The 15,459-nt window shown below is 58.4% G+C and carries 16 protein-coding genes; 11 read left to right on the plus strand and 5 right to left on the minus strand.

Going from position 1 to position 15,459, the window contains the following annotated elements:
- Positions 1-223 precede the first annotated feature (223 nt).
- From SERS4_RS0103510 to SERS4_RS0103520, 3 genes are all read left to right on the plus strand, one after another.
- Positions 224-982 (plus strand): response regulator transcription factor, encoded by a 759-nt coding sequence (locus tag SERS4_RS0103510; protein ID WP_017891515.1) that lies wholly within the window; start codon positions 224-226, stop codon positions 980-982.
- Between the two features lie 99 nt (positions 983-1,081).
- Positions 1,082-2,383: an FAD-binding oxidoreductase gene (locus SERS4_RS0103515; protein ID WP_026142182.1), complete on the plus strand. Its 1,302-nt coding sequence runs from the start codon at positions 1,082-1,084 to the stop codon at positions 2,381-2,383.
- 21 nt (positions 2,384-2,404) lie between these two features.
- The gene (locus SERS4_RS0103520) at positions 2,405-2,770 is read left to right on the plus strand and encodes a cupin domain-containing protein (protein ID WP_012005067.1); all 366 of its coding nucleotides are present in this window, start codon (positions 2,405-2,407) and stop codon (positions 2,768-2,770) included.
- 37 nt (positions 2,771-2,807) lie between these two features.
- Here SERS4_RS0103520 and SERS4_RS0103525 read toward each other — a convergent pair whose 3' ends face one another.
- From SERS4_RS0103525 to SERS4_RS0103540, 4 genes are all read right to left on the minus strand, one after another.
- Entirely contained in the window at positions 2,808-3,614 is an 807-nt protein-coding gene (locus tag SERS4_RS0103525; RefSeq protein WP_017891517.1) for an alpha/beta hydrolase, read from the minus strand.
- Between the two features lie 89 nt (positions 3,615-3,703).
- A complete protein-coding gene (locus SERS4_RS0103530; protein ID WP_017891518.1) occupies positions 3,704-4,816 on the minus strand; it encodes a class II histone deacetylase in 1,113 nt (370 codons plus the stop codon).
- Positions 4,817-4,829: 13 nt separating this feature from the next.
- Positions 4,830-6,002 (minus strand): MFS transporter, encoded by a 1,173-nt coding sequence (locus tag SERS4_RS0103535; RefSeq protein WP_017891519.1) that lies wholly within the window; start codon positions 6,000-6,002, stop codon positions 4,830-4,832.
- Positions 6,003-6,142: 140 nt separating this feature from the next.
- On the minus strand, positions 6,143-6,790 hold the full coding sequence (locus SERS4_RS0103540; RefSeq protein ID WP_012005071.1) for a LuxR C-terminal-related transcriptional regulator: 648 nt from the start codon (positions 6,788-6,790) through the stop codon (positions 6,143-6,145).
- A gap of 563 nt (positions 6,791-7,353) precedes the next feature.
- On the opposite strand from SERS4_RS0103540, the gene SERS4_RS0103545 reads away from it, so the two are divergent.
- The 5 genes from SERS4_RS0103545 to SERS4_RS0103565 are packed head-to-tail and all read left to right on the plus strand — an operon-like array spanning position 7,354 to position 11,779.
- On the plus strand, positions 7,354-8,847 hold the full coding sequence (locus tag SERS4_RS0103545) for an APC family permease (protein WP_017891520.1): 1,494 nt from the start codon (positions 7,354-7,356) through the stop codon (positions 8,845-8,847).
- A complete protein-coding gene (locus SERS4_RS0103550) occupies positions 8,822-9,409 on the plus strand; it encodes a DUF3156 family protein (protein WP_017891521.1) in 588 nt (195 codons plus the stop codon). The genes SERS4_RS0103545 and SERS4_RS0103550 overlap by 26 nt, the downstream gene beginning before the upstream one ends.
- Entirely contained in the window at positions 9,402-10,184 is a 783-nt protein-coding gene (locus SERS4_RS0103555; protein ID WP_017891522.1) for an SDR family NAD(P)-dependent oxidoreductase, read from the plus strand. Before SERS4_RS0103550 ends, SERS4_RS0103555 begins: the two co-directional genes overlap by 8 nt.
- 10 nt (positions 10,185-10,194) lie before the next feature.
- Positions 10,195-10,992 carry a MoaF C-terminal domain-containing protein gene (locus tag SERS4_RS0103560; RefSeq protein WP_017891523.1) on the plus strand — a complete coding sequence of 266 codons (798 nt, stop codon included), beginning with the start codon at positions 10,195-10,197 and terminating at the stop codon, positions 10,990-10,992.
- A gap of 4 nt (positions 10,993-10,996) precedes the next feature.
- Positions 10,997-11,779, plus strand: a complete 783-nt coding sequence (locus SERS4_RS0103565; protein WP_017891524.1) for an SDR family oxidoreductase — start codon at positions 10,997-10,999, stop codon at positions 11,777-11,779.
- Positions 11,780-11,828: 49 nt separating this feature from the next.
- On the opposite strand, the gene hpaR is transcribed toward SERS4_RS0103565, so the two are convergent.
- Complete coding sequence (hpaR, locus tag SERS4_RS0103570) at positions 11,829-12,284, minus strand: homoprotocatechuate degradation operon regulator HpaR (protein WP_012005077.1); 456 nt, start codon at positions 12,282-12,284, stop codon at positions 11,829-11,831.
- Positions 12,285-12,609: 325 nt separating this feature from the next.
- On the opposite strand from hpaR, the gene SERS4_RS0103575 reads away from it, so the two are divergent.
- Genes SERS4_RS0103575 through hpaE form a run of 3 tightly spaced genes read left to right on the plus strand, consistent with a single transcriptional unit; the run spans position 12,610 to position 15,454 of the window.
- The gene (locus SERS4_RS0103575) at positions 12,610-13,242 is read left to right on the plus strand and encodes a fumarylacetoacetate hydrolase family protein (RefSeq protein ID WP_017891525.1); all 633 of its coding nucleotides are present in this window, start codon (positions 12,610-12,612) and stop codon (positions 13,240-13,242) included.
- Complete coding sequence (locus SERS4_RS0103580) at positions 13,239-14,003, plus strand: fumarylacetoacetate hydrolase family protein (RefSeq protein WP_012005079.1); 765 nt, start codon at positions 13,239-13,241, stop codon at positions 14,001-14,003. The genes SERS4_RS0103575 and SERS4_RS0103580 overlap by 4 nt, the downstream gene beginning before the upstream one ends.
- Positions 14,000-15,454: a 5-carboxymethyl-2-hydroxymuconate semialdehyde dehydrogenase gene (hpaE, locus tag SERS4_RS0103585; protein ID WP_017891526.1), complete on the plus strand. Its 1,455-nt coding sequence runs from the start codon at positions 14,000-14,002 to the stop codon at positions 15,452-15,454. The genes SERS4_RS0103580 and hpaE overlap by 4 nt, the downstream gene beginning before the upstream one ends.
- The last annotated feature ends 5 nt before the right edge of the window (positions 15,455-15,459 follow it).

Here is a 15,459-nt window from a genome sequence, read left to right on the forward strand (position 1 = left end):
TGCGGCTGAACCACTGCTTTTCACCGCCTGAAAGGCATTCCATTAATATATTAACCCTGCGTCGCTGAGCCAGACGGTAATAACCGGGTGAAGGTGTGATTTGTTTAACATGTAAACAATTGCGCTGTTGCATTTGGCGCTATTGAGTGTTTTCTATAACAAGCAGGCCACGGCGTAGCCGAAATAAAGTGATTGTTAATTTATTAATGATGGCGAGGCGAAGATGAATATTCAGGTCGAAAGATTATCAGCAGTGATCGATGCGGTAGCGACCCCGCGCTTCTATCCCAGCCTGCTGGCCTGGCTGGAAGGTTTCTTCGCCTTTGATAATGCCATTGTTTACGCCTTCGAACGCGGCCAGGCGCCGCGCTGTCTGATCAAAACCGAGAAAGAAAACAGTGACGCGGTCAATCAACTCTATCAGCAGGGCGCTTACCTGCAGGATCCGTTTTATCAGGCGCTGAACGGCGGGGGATGCGGCGAGGTATTGACCCTGCGCCAACTGGCGCCCTGTGGTTTTTATCATACGGATTATTACCGTAATTTTTATCGCAAGACCGGCTGGCATGACGAAGCCGGTGTGCTGCTGACGCTGACGACGGAGCACGGGTTGGGGGTGTTTTTTGGTTCGGCGCGCCAGTCGGTGGGAGTACGTTCCCCACAACTGGCGGACCTGCGTGATGCATTGACGCTGTTGAAAAGCGTCGCTCGCCTGCATGGCGAAGTGCGGGTTGCGCCTGCCACGCCAGATCGGGTAACGGACAGTGCCGTACAGGCACGTTATCTGTTGACGCCACGCGAGCGCGAGATTGTGGATCTGATCCTCGACGGCTGCGGCTCGCAGCAGATCGCCGACCGGCTGTTTATCAGTCTGGGTACGGTGAAAAACCACCGCAAGAACATCTACAGCAAGCTGGATATCGGCTCGCAGGCCGAACTGTTCAGCCTGCTGCTGGCCACGCCGCTGCGTCGCAGCGCCTGAGTGTTAATTATTTGTTGCGAATGTCCCTAAGGGGACATGGTGGCCGCCCGGCCGCTTGCCGATAATCCGATGACAGAGCAGGGCATCGGGAGTGCGGCAGTGAATAATAATATCGAATCCTTAACCTATTACGCGGCAACCAAAAAGTACGATCTGCGCTTCCCGACGCTGGAAGAAGATCTGGACGTTGACGTGGTGATCATCGGCGGTGGCTTCTCCGGCATCAACACCGCGCTGGAGCTGGCGGAACGGGGCATCACCAATATCGCTATTCTGGAAGGCCGCCATTTGGGCTACGGCGGCACCGGACGCAACGGCGGGCAGGTGATGGCCGGCATCGGCCACGATCTGGAGAAGATCAAACGTCACGTCGGCCCGGCCGGGTTGGAAACCATCTTCAAAATCAGCAATCTCGGCGCCGGGATCATTCGCGAACGCATCAAAAAATACCAAATCGATGCTGATTTCTGCTTTGGCTACGGCTACCTCGGCAGCAATGCGCGTCAGGAGAAAACCCTGCGCAGTTGGTTGAAGGAGTTTAAGGCGGTCTCGCCGAATGAAGAGATCGAGCTCTATACCGGTGCCGAGGTGAAGCAGGTGGTGGGATCGGACGCTTACACCTGCGCATTGAAACACATGGGCGGCGGCCACGTACATTCGCTCAATCTGCTACTGGGCGAGGCCCAGGCGTTGAGTGGCTACGGCGTGAAGATCTTTGAAAACAGCAGTGTGATTGACGTGGAGTATGGCCCGCGCATAAAAGTGCGTACCGCCATGGGGTCAGTGCGTGCCAACAAAATGCTGTGGGCATGCAACGGTTTTCTCAACGGCATGGAGCCGTTCATCTACAACAAAACCATTAATACCTATGCTTTCCAACTGGCGACCGAACCGCTGTCTGACGAGCTGATCCGCCAGATCAGCCCGATCCGCGGGGCCTACAGCGATATCCGCCCGGTGATTGATTATTACCGGGTGACCAACGAAAACCGCCTGCTGTTCGGTAGCGCTACCCGATTGATCGAATACATTCCGGCGGATCTCAAAGCCTGGAACCGCAACCTGATGCTGAAGGTGTTCCCCTATTTGCACGACGTCAAAATTGACCTGGCCTGGGGCGGGCCGCTGTGCTGCAGCGCCAACCTGTTCCCACAGATCGGTACCTTGCCGCAGCACGACAACGTGTTCTACGTGCAGGGTTATTCCGGCTTTGGCGTGACCCCGAGCCATATCGTTTGCAAGGTGTTGGCGGAGGGCATGAGTGAAGGATCCGATCGTTACGATCTGATGAGCTCGATCCCACACGTCAATATCTTCGGCAAGGACAAACTACGGCGGGTGATGACTACCGCCGGCAAGGTGTGGCACCAGACTTCCGGCTACTGGAAAGGCCGCCGCTAATTGTTACCTGAGGAGAGAGAAATGAAACCATTACTGCTTAAACAACCGCTGCCTGAACTGCTGGAAATTGGTAGCGTCAGCAACCTGGGCGCCACCGTGATCGCCGGTGAGCCGAACGTTGGCGTGGCGGGCATTTTTGGGGAACCGACCGATAACCTGAGCTGCGGTATCTTTAGCTGCACCCGTGGCACCTTCGTGATGGAGTATCCGTTTGCCGAGCATGCCACGGTGTGGGAAGGCACCGCGACCCTGACCGATGAGAACACCGGTCAATCCGTGCAGTATCAGGCCGGTGACTCGTGGTTTGTCGAGAAGGGAACCCCGGTGCGCTGGGAGATCACCTCCGATCGCTTTGTGAAACACTATCTGGCGATTGTCGAAGGCTAATCTCGAACTTTCCCCTCTTCGTTGGAGAGGGGATCCGCTACCCCAGCACCCGCTCAATAAAATCGCCGATCCGCCTTAATATCTGATCCTTGTTAGTCTCGTTAAAGCTTTCATGCCGCCCGCCCGGATTGATCATGACTTCAAAATCGTTGCCCTTCAGCAGGTTGATGGCGGTTTGCGATTGCGCCATTAGCACCAGCCGGTCGTCATCGCCGTGTATCCACAGCGTGGGCAGTGTGCCGAAGCCCGGCCCGGCGTTGATTTTAGCCAGCATTTGTTGCATGGCGTGCAACGTCGGGCGTTTGAATGGCCCATGCCATACCAGCGGGTCGGCCTGATAAGCCTCTCCCACCGCCGGGTCACGCGACAGGGTGGCGGTATCGAGCGGTTCGTCGGGGATCTTCGGCAATTCAAGCAGATCGGAGATCTGAGTTCTTTCGCCGATCAACGGGCCGGACAGCACCAGCGCACGTACGTTATCGCCATAACGCTGAACGTAACGGGTGGCAATCATGCCGCCCATGGAATGGCCGATGACCACCAGCGGCAGATCAGGGTGCAAAGCCTTAAAATGCTCAACTACGCGGTGAACGTCGTCGACCACGGCATCATAATCCTCAATCAATACGCGTTCGCCCTGCGACAACCCATGGCCAAGGTGGTCGGGGCCGAATACCCGTGCGCCCTGCGCCTCTAACGTGCGCGCCACGTACTGATAGCGGCCAAGATGTTCGCCGTACCCGTGTACCAATAGCGCCAGAAAGCGCGGCTGATCATGGCCCCAGTCATGCACGGCAATATCGCCCTGGCTGCCTTTGATAAAGCTTATTTTTTGTTCAGACATATTATTGTTCTCAACGGTAGGGTCATATTCAGCGTAGCGGCAAAGCCATAATTGCCAAGGGGCACAACGTGCTGTGCCCCGAAGAGACATTACAGTTTGAACTGCTGCGCCAGCCGGTCGATAGCCTGACGCTGGAACTGATTAAAGGCGTCGCGCGGCTGCTGTTGCTGGATAAAGGCCAGCAGCGGATCCTGCACTTCGGTGCGGATGCCGCTGAGCTGTTCCATCACCGCCAGGCCACAGAACGGCACGTAGGATTCGGCGTAACCCCCTTCGTGTACCATCACCAGTTTGCCGTTGCACAGACGATCGGCGGCGTCCTGCACCAAAGCCGTCATGCTGCGGAAACTGTCACTGTGCAACTGCATGCGCGCCAGCGGATCGAGCGCGTTGGCATCGTAGCCGCAGGCGACAATGATCAGCTCCGGCTGGAATTGCTCCAGCGCCGGGATGACAATTTGGCGCATGGCGTACAGATAACCGTCGTCACCGGCCCCGGCCAACAGCGGAATATTGATGTTATAGCCTTCGCCCGCACCGGCACCACGGTCTTGTTCACCGGAGTACCCGGCGGGGAAGCAGCCGTCCTGATGCAGCGACAGCGTCAACACGTCATCCCGCTGCCAGTAGATATGCTGGGTACCATTGCCGTGATGCACGTCCCAGTCGAGCACCGCGACTTTGCCCAGGCCGTATTTGGCCTTGGCACGTTCGATGGCGATCGGAATATTGGCCAAAAAGCAAAAGCCCATCGACTGGTCCGGCAGGCAGTGGTGGCCGGGTGGGCGCGACAGCGCATAGGCGTTTTCCAGCTCTCCCTGCAGTACCGCCTCGACGGCGGCGCAGGCCAGCCCGGCGGACAGTTTGGCTATTTCATAACTGCCCGGCCCCAGCGGAGCTTCCTCTCCCAGCATGCCGCCGCCGTTGTCGCTTAACTGTTTGAAACGTTGCAGATAGTTGGCGGGGTGAATGCGCAGCAGGTCTTCATCGGTCGCCAGCTCGGCGCTCAGCAGTGAGAGCTGGCGCGACAGGCCGGACACATCCATCAGGTTCTTCATCCGCCGTTTGGTCTCCGGCGACTCGGCATGGCCGGCCCCCGAAGGCGGTTGCACCCAGCCGCCGACCGGTAGCGTAGTGGCGTGCAGGCCGGTGCTATGCCAGAAGCAGCGTTCATCAAACAAGAAACCGGTTTTTCTTTTCACCTTATTACTCCTGTTAAACGGCGCGGCGTGCGCGCGGTGAAGCCAACAAAATCAACAGCAACGACAGCAGCGAGCAGCCCAGCGCCCCGGCCAGCAGTGCGTCGAAACCGCCGAAAGATTCAATCAGATAACCGGCCAGCGTCGGGCCAATCGCCATGCCACCGCCAATCACCAGATTGATGTTGTTCATCAACTTGCCGTTGTTATCCAGCCCGGCGACGCGAGCCAGAATAAACGGCAGTACAAAGGTCCAGGTGAACTTGAACAACACGGCGGCCACCGCAAAGCGCAATAGCAGGGGCTCACGAGTCAGCAGCGCGATACCGGCGATTAACAAGCCATAGCTCAGCCAAATCAGTCGATTACCCGCGTGCCGCCCTCTGATTAACGCCGCACCCCCGGCACCGGCGATGCCGAACAGCGTGGCCGCGGCCAGTATCTGTCCGCTATTGACCGGTGAAAGACCGGCGGCAGCAGCGATGCTGCCAATAAAGGTCCAGACCGCGCTCAGGCTGATGTAAAAAGTCAGTACCGCCAGCACGGCGAAGAGTTTACGAAACCAGGGGATTGCGGCGCACCGGGCGGCGGATTGTGCCGGGTGAAATCCGCTGGGGAAGGCAGCGATCAGAGGCAGGCAGCACAGCATGATGGCCGCCAGGATCAGATAAACCGCCATCAGGCCAAAATGGGCAAACAACGGCGGCAGCACCAGCAGCCCGATCGTCCCCAGCACCAGTTGGCCCAGCACCCACAGGGCATAGACCCGGCTGGGGTTGGCGGTGCCGGCGGCGCAGGTGATGCACAGGATCATCAGGGTGCCGCCTGCCAGCGAAGCGACAAAGCGCAACCCCAGCAGCAGGCTGAAATCGTTGACCCACGCCGAGGCCAGGTTACCGGCGATAAACACCCCTGCCGCCAGCGCTGCCACCCGACGCCAGTTAACGCGGCCAATCCACCACCAGGCGGGTAGCGTGGCCAGGCTCATCGCCCCCAGTTCGGTCGAAAACAGGTGGCCGACTTGTGCCGGGGTCAGCTGCCACTGGCTGGCCAGTTGTGCCGCTACCGCCGGTGCGGTCATCAGAATGCCCGGCGCAATGGCGGCAAAGATAATAATGGCGGTCAACAGCCGCGGCGGGCAGGGGAGAGCCGCCCCGGCTGCGGGTACGGAAACAGAATCACTGGACATAAAAATTATCTCCACCGGGCAAGTCTGGGTCAGATATATCCGCGGTACCCTGTTTTGGGCAGGCGGAAACCGCGCCATTAATGGCGAATAATTAACGCGTTTTATTTATCGGTCATAAGCCATTGCTATGGCTTAATTTATTAACCGTGAGCAATAAAGCTGCTGGCGACCAATTCGGTGCGATTGACCACTTCGGTTTTGGCAAAAATATTACGCATATGGGTTTTTACCGTGGACAGGGAAATACCCAATTTCAGCGCGATGCGTTTATTACTGGCCCCTTCGCGCACCATATTGACGATCTCTTGTTCCTTGGCGGTCAGCAATTGGGCCTCCCCCTCGGGCAACAGATCGCGGGTCGCCAGTTCAATCAGCGGCATCACCGCGCGCAGACGACCGCGTTCGAGTTCGGTAAACGGCGTATCGCGAATTAAAGACACCCCGGCGACAATGCGCTTGCGCTGGCGGATAAATATCTCTGTCATATCGCGCATATTATTGGGCAGCATAAAGTCATGATAATAATGGCGGTTATTGTTGATCGCCGCCGGGCTCATACCGACCATATTGATATCCTGCTGGTGGAAGTTGGCCGGTTTAAGCGGATCAATCTGCTGGAAATGATTCAAATACTGCTGATGGGTCTTATCGGAAATACCATGCAAAATATAATGGTCTGGCCGCAGATCCGAGTTCACCAAATAAAATACCCCGGCGGACACCGGGATCAGGTGCGCAATGGTGTTCAGGCAGCTAGTGATAAAGGCATCGGATGGTGCGGTGTGCATGATTCATTTCCCCCTTTACCCGTTCGCTCTGGAAGGTTCGGTCAATATATGAACGATACAAGCATAGTTGTAGCAATTTCGCAACACAATAAAAACATATTAACAACGTGAGCCGGATTGCAATAAAATACATAAATAACAAGGTGGCGGCCGGTGGTTGAAGACCCTGACGGTCCTTGGGGGTCAATATTTCATTAATATATTAACGAGTGCGCTGTATCCTTCCCGCTGAATTTACAGCGATTTCCCATTTAGAGTGACGTCCCCGCCACGAATCCTCCTTTTATCGCCCCGTTGAGCCGCCATTGGCGTCTCGTTCCTAAGAACGATAGACAAACGCAACCTCTCTTATTCCCCGGTGAAAACCGCTTCGATCCGGTTAAAACCATAACGGCTGACTGGGCGACCAGGGTAAGACGAAAAAACTATGGCTAGGTCTCGTTCTTAAGGACGATAGTCAGCATTTTCTTTTCCTCTCTATAGTGATATTGCCGCCACTGGCGACGCTACACCTGCAAATGCAACATCAGGGCAAAACGATAAAACTATAAGAGGAAATACCCATGAACCTGTCGTCGCGGCTTCACGCCCATCTTGAGCGGGGCAAGGTCGGATTCCCTACCACGCTGGCCAGTTCGGTCGGGGTGATTATGGCCAGTCCGGTGATCCTCACCGTCACCAGCGGTTTCGGTATCGGCGGTGATACGTTCGCGCTGGCAATGCTGATCGCCTTTATCATGATGCAGGCTCAGCTCACCACCTTCTCCGAGGCGGCGGCGATACTGCCGACTTCCGGCTCGGTATATGACTACATCGCCTGCGGCATGGGGCGCTTTTTTGCCATTACCGGCGCACTGTCGGCCTACCTGATCGTGCACATCTTTGCCGGTACCGCCGAAACCATTCTCTCCGGCATCATGGCGCTGGTGAATTTCGAGCACCTCAACACCCTGATGGAAACCCACAATGCCTCCTGGATGGTCGGGGTTGGGCTGGTGATTGTGTTCGGCATCCTCAACGCCTTCGGTATCGAGGCGTTCGGTAAGGCGGAAATCGTGCTGACCTTCGCCATGTGGAGCACGCTGGTGATCTTCGGCATTGCCGGGCTGTTGTCACCGCATGCGGTACCGCTGGAAGGCTGGTTCGGCAGCACGCTGAGCCTGAACGATCCGTTCGCGGTATTTAGCCTGATCGGTATGGCGATGTTTATGTTCGTCGGCTGCGAACTGGTCACGCCGATGGCGCCGGAGATCAAACGCTCCGCCAGCGTGATCCCGCGTGCCATGTCGCTGGGGCTATGCGGCGTGGCGGTTTGCATGGCGTTATACGGCGCCGCGCTCAGCCACCAGGTGGAAAACGTGCTGGTGGATGCCGCCAATGGCGTTCATCTGCTGGACACGCCGATGGCCATTCCGGCCTTTGCCGGCCAGGTGATGGGGGAATTCGGCAAATACTGGCTGGGCATCGGGCTGCTGCTGGCCGGGGCCGCGACCATCAATACGCTGATGGCGGCGGTGCCGCGTATTCTCTACGGCATGGCGCTGGATGGCGCGCTGCCGCGCATTTTCGCTTATCTGCATCCGCGTTTTAAAACCCCGGTGGTGGGGATCCTGGTGGCGGTGTTGATCCCCTGTGTGCACGCCTTCGCCATCCAGGGCGATCTCGACCGTATCATTCCGCTGGTGCTGGCGGCGGTGTGCGCCTGGGGCGTGGCCTACCTGCTGGTGACCTGCTCGGTGGTGATCCTGCGGATCCGCCGCCCGGATCTGCCGCGTGCCTACAAATCGCCCTGGTTCCCGCTGCCGCAAATCGTCTCCAGCGTCGGTATCGTGCTGGCGATTATCTATATCACTCCGCCAGGCATGAACCCGCGCGCGGTGTATATCCCTTTCAGCATCATGATTGGCCTGACAGCCGCTTACGCACTGTTTTGGACCCTGTGCGTACAGAAGGTCAACCCGTTCAAACCGGTGCCGGTTGAGCAGGTGCTGGAAACCGCTTTTGCCAAGGCAGAAAACGAGGAGGCGCAGTTTGATCGGCTTACTTCCCTCACTTAACCGCCTCTGGCAGCGTTCCCCGGCGGGCTATCAGCCGGGGGTGACCCTCAGCCGTCTGGCGAACAACCTGCAGCCCTACGCCTGCGAGCGCATTACGCCGTGTCTGCTGCGGCTGACGTTGCCACAGGGGCCGGTTGTCGACATCAGCGAACAGGTTAGCGCGCTGTTTATGGCACATATCGTCAGCCAGCGTTTTCAACGGCAGGGGGACTGTCGGCTGACAGAGCCGCTGACGCTGCGTATTACCGCCGGGGGATGGTTACGGCGAAGCGGTGTGGTTTATCGCGCCAGCTGGAATGACGCAACGGCGCAACGGGTGATAGCTGCCCTGCAGCGTTATCCGCAGATCGGCCAAACGCTGGAGCAACTTGATTTTCGTCGTATTCAACTGACGGTGGTTGCCGGTCGCTGGCGGTTGGAGATCGAACATTTTGCCGCTTCGGAAGTGGTCAGCCGTTTGCCCGCCGGTCGTCGCTATCTGCGGCTGGAACCGGAGCAACGGCGGTTGCTGCTCAGCAGCCTGCTGATGATCGGTCAATTGATGGAGAAAATCGATGAGTAGAGTGGTGGTGATTACCGGTGGCGGCACCGGCGTGGGGGCTGCCTGCGCCCGGTTATTGGCAGCCAATGGAGATCGGGTGTTTATCATCGGGCGCCGCCGTGAACCGCTGGCCGCACTGGCCGATGAGATTGGCGCTCAGGCGTTGGTCGGCGACGCCGCCAGCGGGGAGTGTTGGCAAAACCTGCTGCTGCCGGCCATTTTGCAACAGGCCGGGCGCATCGACTGCCTGATCGGCTGCGCCGGCGGCATGGGATTGGGGCGTATTACCGAGATCGGTGACGATGACTGGCGTCAGGCGCTGGACAGCAACCTTAACAGCGCCTTTGCCAGCGCCCGTGCCTGCCTGCCGGAGCTGGTGAAAAGCGGCGGCAACCTGCTGTTTGTCGCCTCTATTGCTTCACTGGCAGCCGGGCCGGAAGTCTGCGGCTATGTGACTGCCAAACATGCGCTGATCGGGCTGATGCGATCTATTGCCCGTGACTACGGCCCGCTGGGGGTGCGCGCCAACGCGGTGTGCCCTGGTTGGGTGACGACGCCGATGGCGGATGAAGAGATGCAGCCTTTGATGGCCGCGCACCAACTGACGCTGGAACAAGCCTACCAGCGGGTGTGCCGCGACGTGCCGTTACGCCGCCCGGCCAGTGCCGAAGAAATCGCCGGCATCTGCCGTTTTCTCTGTTCGGCAGAGGCGTCAATTATTACCGGCGCGGCGCTGGTGGCCGACGGCGGCTCAACCATTGTCGACGTGCCGACTTTGGCATTCACTTCCCTTTAAGGAGCAGCAAATGAGTACAGAAGCGATATTCATTCAGGTTGGCGCACTGGCGGAAGGCTTTGCGCCGCACAGCAATACGCTGGAACAGCAGCACGGCCTGAGCGGCACCACGCTGGCACTGCGCTTTGCCGACGGGGAAACGCTGAGCTGTCATTTCGTCGATCAGCAAACGCTGAGCTGGGGCGAGTACCGGGGCATCGCTTATCGCGCCACCAGCATTCGCCCCGGTATTCTGTTTATTGATTTTCTCGATCCCGCGCAGGACAACGCCAGTATTACGCTGGTGTGCGATCGCAATCAGGGCAATTTCACGGCGGTCTACGGCCAGCTGCCGGACGAACAGCAAACCCGTCTGGACGCCTTCAGCCGCGTCGAGCAGGGGTTGCCGCTGACGGCGGTCAATGCGGAGTTCCATTTTGGCACGCTGGATGATGCTACCGTTGCACCGCCGGATTTCACCGATGAGTTAATCGGCATGCGCAATATGTACACCTACAGCCCGACCGAACGCTACGAACATATCTACCTGAACGACAATTTTTATGCCTGGCAGTGTCTGGACGGGGTAGAGAAGGGGTTGGCGGATGTCGATCGTTGTCATTACGTGAAGGTGGCGGAAAAACTTTACCTGTTCGTGTGGCGCGAGAAGATCGTGCCGACGCTGGGCGTGGTGATGATTGATCTGCAGGGCATGCGCACCGACGGTAAGATCCTCGGTTATCAGGGAAACGATTTCAGCGCGCTGAGCAATTTTGCCGTGGGTGCTCATGCACAGGTGCTGAACACCACGCGTCATCCACAGGGCTAGACCGATGAAGACAACTTATGCGGCCGATGCCTTTAGCGGTCAGGTGGTGCTGGTGACCGGCGGCGCGCAGGGCATTGGGCTGGCGATTGTCAGCGCCTTTGCCCGGCTGGGGGCGACGGTGGTGATGGCGGATCTGCAACTGCAAAAGGCGCAGGATGCCGCCGAGACGCTGCAGCAGCAGGGCTGGCGGGTGCAGGCGATGGCCTGTGATTTGGCCGACCCTGGGCAAATAGCCGAACGGGTGGCGGCGGTGGGGCAGCAGCATCAGCGGCTGGATGTGGTGATTCACAACGCGGCCTACTTCCCGTTGACCCCTTTTGCCGAGATTGACGTGGTGCTGTTGCAACGCACGCTGAGCGTCAATCTGATGGCCCCGTTTTTTCTGGCACAGGCGGCGTTGCCGTGGATGCAGCGCCAGGGCGGCGGCAGCATTCTGGTGACCTCGTCGGTGACCGGGCCACGGGTGGCTTATCCGGGGCTGGCGCACTATGCCGCCTCTAAAGCCGGGGTGAACGGTTTTATTCGGGCGGCGGCGCTGGAGCTGGCGGCGGCGGGCATCCGGGTCAATGGCGTGGAGCCGGGGATGATCCGCACGCCGGCAATGGCCAATCTGGGGGGCGCGGCGGTCAATCAGGCGATTGCTGCAGCGGTACCGCTTGGGCGGCTGGGGGAGCCGGAAGACATCGCGGCGGCGATGGTGTTTCTCGCCTCTCCGGTGGCGGCCTATATCACCGGCCAAACGCTGGTGGTGGACGGCGGCGCATTACTCCCCGAGGCCCATCCGTAAGGGACGAACAGGTTCGTCCCGATTTATACGGGCGCAGCAGGCAGTGCCCCTACGGTTTTTTTGTTGGATGGGCGGTCACGTTGGCGGGCAGTTGGTCGCCAAGCCGGATCAGTTCGTCCAGCAGCGTCATCAGTTGGCCCATCTTCTGCTGTGAAAAGGCGGCTTCAATCTCCGCGTAGCCCTGTTCCACCTGATGGCGCGCCACTTCATACAGCTCCTGGCCCTGCTGGGTCAGCGATACATACAGCTTGCGCTGATCGTTAACCGGTTTCAGGCGGAAAATCAGCTTGTCGCGCTCCATGCGCGACAAAATGCCGGTCAGGCTGGGGCGCAGAATGCAGGTTTCTGCCGCCAATTCGTGGAACTCAATTGAACGGCTGTTGGCCAACACGCGAATGATGCGCCACTGCTGCTCGGTCAGATTATGGCTTTTCAGGATCGGGCGGAAAAACCCCATGGCGGTTTCACGCGCCTGCAGCAGGGCAATGGTCAAGGATTCATGCATAGATTTGGCCTTAGCTATCAAGGTGTTCGTTATTCCGGTACCGCACACAGGTAATGCCCGGTGCAGTCTGGATTTATTAATAACTTAATAGTAGCCAGGTTTACCTTGCCGGATAAAGCGAAAATGCACCTGCGGGTGGAAAAATCGCCTGAAAATGATTAATGCGTTGAATAATCACGCTAATGTTCACGGCTTGTGAATATTTTGTTATCACGATCACAAATCAATCCTCCCGCGTTGCGTAAAAGCTGAACAGCGTATAAAAGTAATCATTAACATATTAATGAATGCCGGTTGTCATGTTCTGTCATTGAAAGGAGTTTGCATGAAAGGCACCGTTTTTTCCGTCGCGTTGAACCACCGCAGCCAGATGGACGCCTGGGATCAGGCGTTTCATCAGCCACCTTATAAAACCCCGCCGAAGACCCCGGTGTGGTTTATCAAACCCCGCAATACCCACCTCGCCAACGGCGGGGCGATCCCGTTTCCTGCCGGCGAGCAAGTACAAAGCGGCGCCACGCTGGCGGTGGTGATTGGCAACACCGCCCGTAAAGTGCCGGTCGAGCGGGTAGCCGATTATCTGGCCGGCTATGCGCTGGCCAATGATGTCAGCCTGCCGGAAAGCAGTTTTTACCGCCCGGCGATCAAAGCGAAATGCCGCGATGGCTTCTGTCCCTTGGGGGATATCGGTCAACTGGCAACCAGCGACAGGCTGGAAATTATCACCGAAATCAACGGCGTGGAGCAGGACCGCTGGTCGACGGCCGATCTGGTGCGTTCGGTGCCGGAACTGATCGCCGCCATCAGCGATTTTATTACCCTGCAGCCGGGCGACGCGGTGCTGATCGGAACGCCGCACCAGCGGGTGGAGATCAAACCGGGGGATGAAGTGACGGTACGCGCCGCCGGTCTGCCGACCCTGACCAACCGCGTGACGCAGGCAGGAGGAGCATCATGAAACACGCCCGTATTCGCCATCACGGCCAAATCTTTAACGTCAGCGTTGACCAGCAACTGCGTGTCACCCTGCCGGACGGCAGCGTGCTCAATGAACTGGACGTCGAATGGTTGCCACCGGCGCAGGGCACGGTATTTGCCCTGGGCCTGAACTATGCCGACCATGCCAGCGAACTGGAATTCAAGGCGCCGGAAGAACCGCTGGTGTTCCTGAAAGCCCCCAACACCCTGACCGGGCATCGTCAGGTGTCGGTGCGCCCGGCTGACGTCGAGTATATGCACTACGAAGCCGAGCTGGTGGCGGTGATCGGCAAAACGGCACGCAACGTCAGCCGCGAGAACGCCATGGACTATGTAGCGGGTTACACCCTGTGTAACGACTACGCCATCCGCGACTATCTGGAAAATTATTACCGCCCGAACCTGCGGGTGAAAAGCCGCGACACCCTGACGCCGATTGGGCCGTACATCGTCGATCGCGATGATATCGCCGATCCGCACCGTCTGGCGCTCAGCACTTACGTCAACGGTGAGCTGCGCCAGCGCGGCAGCACCGGCGACATGATTTTTGATATCCCCTATTTGATCAGTTACCTGAGCGAATTTATGACGCTGCAGCCGGGCGACATGATCGCCACCGGCACGCCGAAAGGGTTGGCCGACGTGCAGCCGGGGGACGAAGTGGTGGTGGAGATCGAAGGCATTGGCCGTTTGGTTAACCACATCATCAGTGAAAAAGATTACGAGGAAAGCCTGCGATGAAAACCATCAACCATTGGATTAACGGTAAAAACGTAGCCAGCAAAGAGTACTTCACCACCACCAACCCGGCCAACGGTGAGGTGTTGGCGGAAGTAGCGTCCGGCGGTCAGCTGGAGATCGAACAGGCAGTGGCCGCCGCCAAAGCCGCCTTCCCGAAATGGGCCAATACGCCAATGAAAGAGCGTGCGCGCCTGATGCGCCGCCTGGGCGAACTGATCGACGAGAACGTGCCGCAGATCGCCGAGATGGAAACCGCCGATACCGGCCTGCCAATCCACCAAACCAAAAACGTGCTGATCCCGCGTGCCTCGCACAACTTTGAGTTCTTCGCCGAGATCTGTCAGCAGATGAATGGTCGCACCTACCCGGTGGACGACAAGATGCTCAACTACACGCTGATCCAGCCGGTCGGGGTGTGTGCACTGGTGTCGCCGTGGAACGTGCCTTTCATGACCGCCACCTGGAAAACCGCGCCCTGCCTGGCGCTGGGCAACACCGCGGTGCTGAAAATGTCCGAGCTGTCGCCGCTGACGGCCGATCGTCTGGGTGAACTGGCGCTGGAAGCCGGCATTCCGGCCGGGGTGCTCAACGTGGTGCAAGGTTACGGCGCTACCGCCGGGGATGCTCTGGTACGCCATAAAGACGTGCGTGCCGTGTCCTTTACTGGCGGCACCGCTACCGGTCGCCGGATTATTGAAAGTGCCGGGCTGAAGAAGTTTTCCATGGAGCTGGGCGGCAAATCGCCGGTGCTGATTTTTGAGGATGCCGACATCGAACGCGCGCTGGACGCCGCACTGTTCACCATTTTCTCGATCAACGGTGAACGCTGCACCGCCGGGTCGCGCATCTTTATTCAGGAGAGCATCTACCCGGAATTCGTCAAACGCTTCGCCGAGCGCGCCAACCGCCTGCGGGTGGGGGATCCACAAGACCCCAACACCCAGGTCGGGGCGTTGATCAGCCCGCAGCACTGGGAAAAAGTCTCCGGCTATATCCGTCTCGGGCTGGAAGAAGGGGCGACGCTATTGGCGGGTGGTCCGGATAAACCGGCCGGTCTTAGCCATGGTAACTTCCTGCGCCCGACGGTGCTGGCGGATGTCGACAACCGGATGCGCATTGCGCAGGAGGAGATTTTTGGGCCGGTGGCCTGCCTGCTGCCGTTCAAATCAGAAGAAGACGGCCTGCGTATGGCCAACGACGTGGAGTACGGCCTGGCGTCGTATATCTGGACGCAGGATGTGAGCAAGGTACTGCGTCTGGCTCGCAATATTGAAGCGGGCATGGTTTTCGTCAACACCCAAAACGTACGCGATCTGCGTCAGCCGTTTGGCGGCGTGAAATCGTCCGGCACCGGCCGTGAAGGCGGGGAATACAGTTTCGAAGTGTTCGCCGAGATGAAGAACGTGTGTATTTCCATGGGGGATCACCCGATCCCACGCTGGGGCGTCTAGGAGGG

Source organism: Serratia sp. S4 (genome assembly GCF_000347995.1).
Lineage (GTDB): Bacteria > Pseudomonadota > Gammaproteobacteria > Enterobacterales > Enterobacteriaceae > Serratia > Serratia quinivorans.

Excerpts from the sequence above, each read along its gene's own strand:
- SERS4_RS0103510 (WP_017891515.1), top strand. The coding sequence starts at position 224 with ATGAATATTCAGGTCGAAAGATTATCAGCAGTGATCGATGCGGTAGCG.
- SERS4_RS0103520 (WP_012005067.1), top strand. The coding sequence starts at position 2,405 with ATGAAACCATTACTGCTTAAACAACCGCTGCCTGAACTGCTGGAAATT.
- SERS4_RS0103525 (WP_017891517.1), bottom strand. The coding sequence starts at position 3,614 with ATGTCTGAACAAAAAATAAGCTTTATCAAAGGCAGCCAGGGCGATATT.
- SERS4_RS0103535 (WP_017891519.1), bottom strand. The coding sequence starts at position 6,002 with ATGTCCAGTGATTCTGTTTCCGTACCCGCAGCCGGGGCGGCTCTCCCC.
- SERS4_RS0103540 (WP_012005071.1), bottom strand. The coding sequence starts at position 6,790 with ATGCACACCGCACCATCCGATGCCTTTATCACTAGCTGCCTGAACACC.
- SERS4_RS0103545 (WP_017891520.1), top strand. The coding sequence starts at position 7,354 with ATGAACCTGTCGTCGCGGCTTCACGCCCATCTTGAGCGGGGCAAGGTC.
- SERS4_RS0103555 (WP_017891522.1), top strand. The coding sequence starts at position 9,402 with ATGAGTAGAGTGGTGGTGATTACCGGTGGCGGCACCGGCGTGGGGGCT.
- SERS4_RS0103560 (WP_017891523.1), top strand. The coding sequence starts at position 10,195 with ATGAGTACAGAAGCGATATTCATTCAGGTTGGCGCACTGGCGGAAGGC.
- SERS4_RS0103565 (WP_017891524.1), top strand. The coding sequence starts at position 10,997 with ATGAAGACAACTTATGCGGCCGATGCCTTTAGCGGTCAGGTGGTGCTG.
- hpaR (WP_012005077.1), bottom strand. The coding sequence starts at position 12,284 with ATGCATGAATCCTTGACCATTGCCCTGCTGCAGGCGCGTGAAACCGCC.
- SERS4_RS0103575 (WP_017891525.1), top strand. The coding sequence starts at position 12,610 with ATGAAAGGCACCGTTTTTTCCGTCGCGTTGAACCACCGCAGCCAGATG.
- SERS4_RS0103580 (WP_012005079.1), top strand. The coding sequence starts at position 13,239 with ATGAAACACGCCCGTATTCGCCATCACGGCCAAATCTTTAACGTCAGC.
- hpaE (WP_017891526.1), top strand. The coding sequence starts at position 14,000 with ATGAAAACCATCAACCATTGGATTAACGGTAAAAACGTAGCCAGCAAA.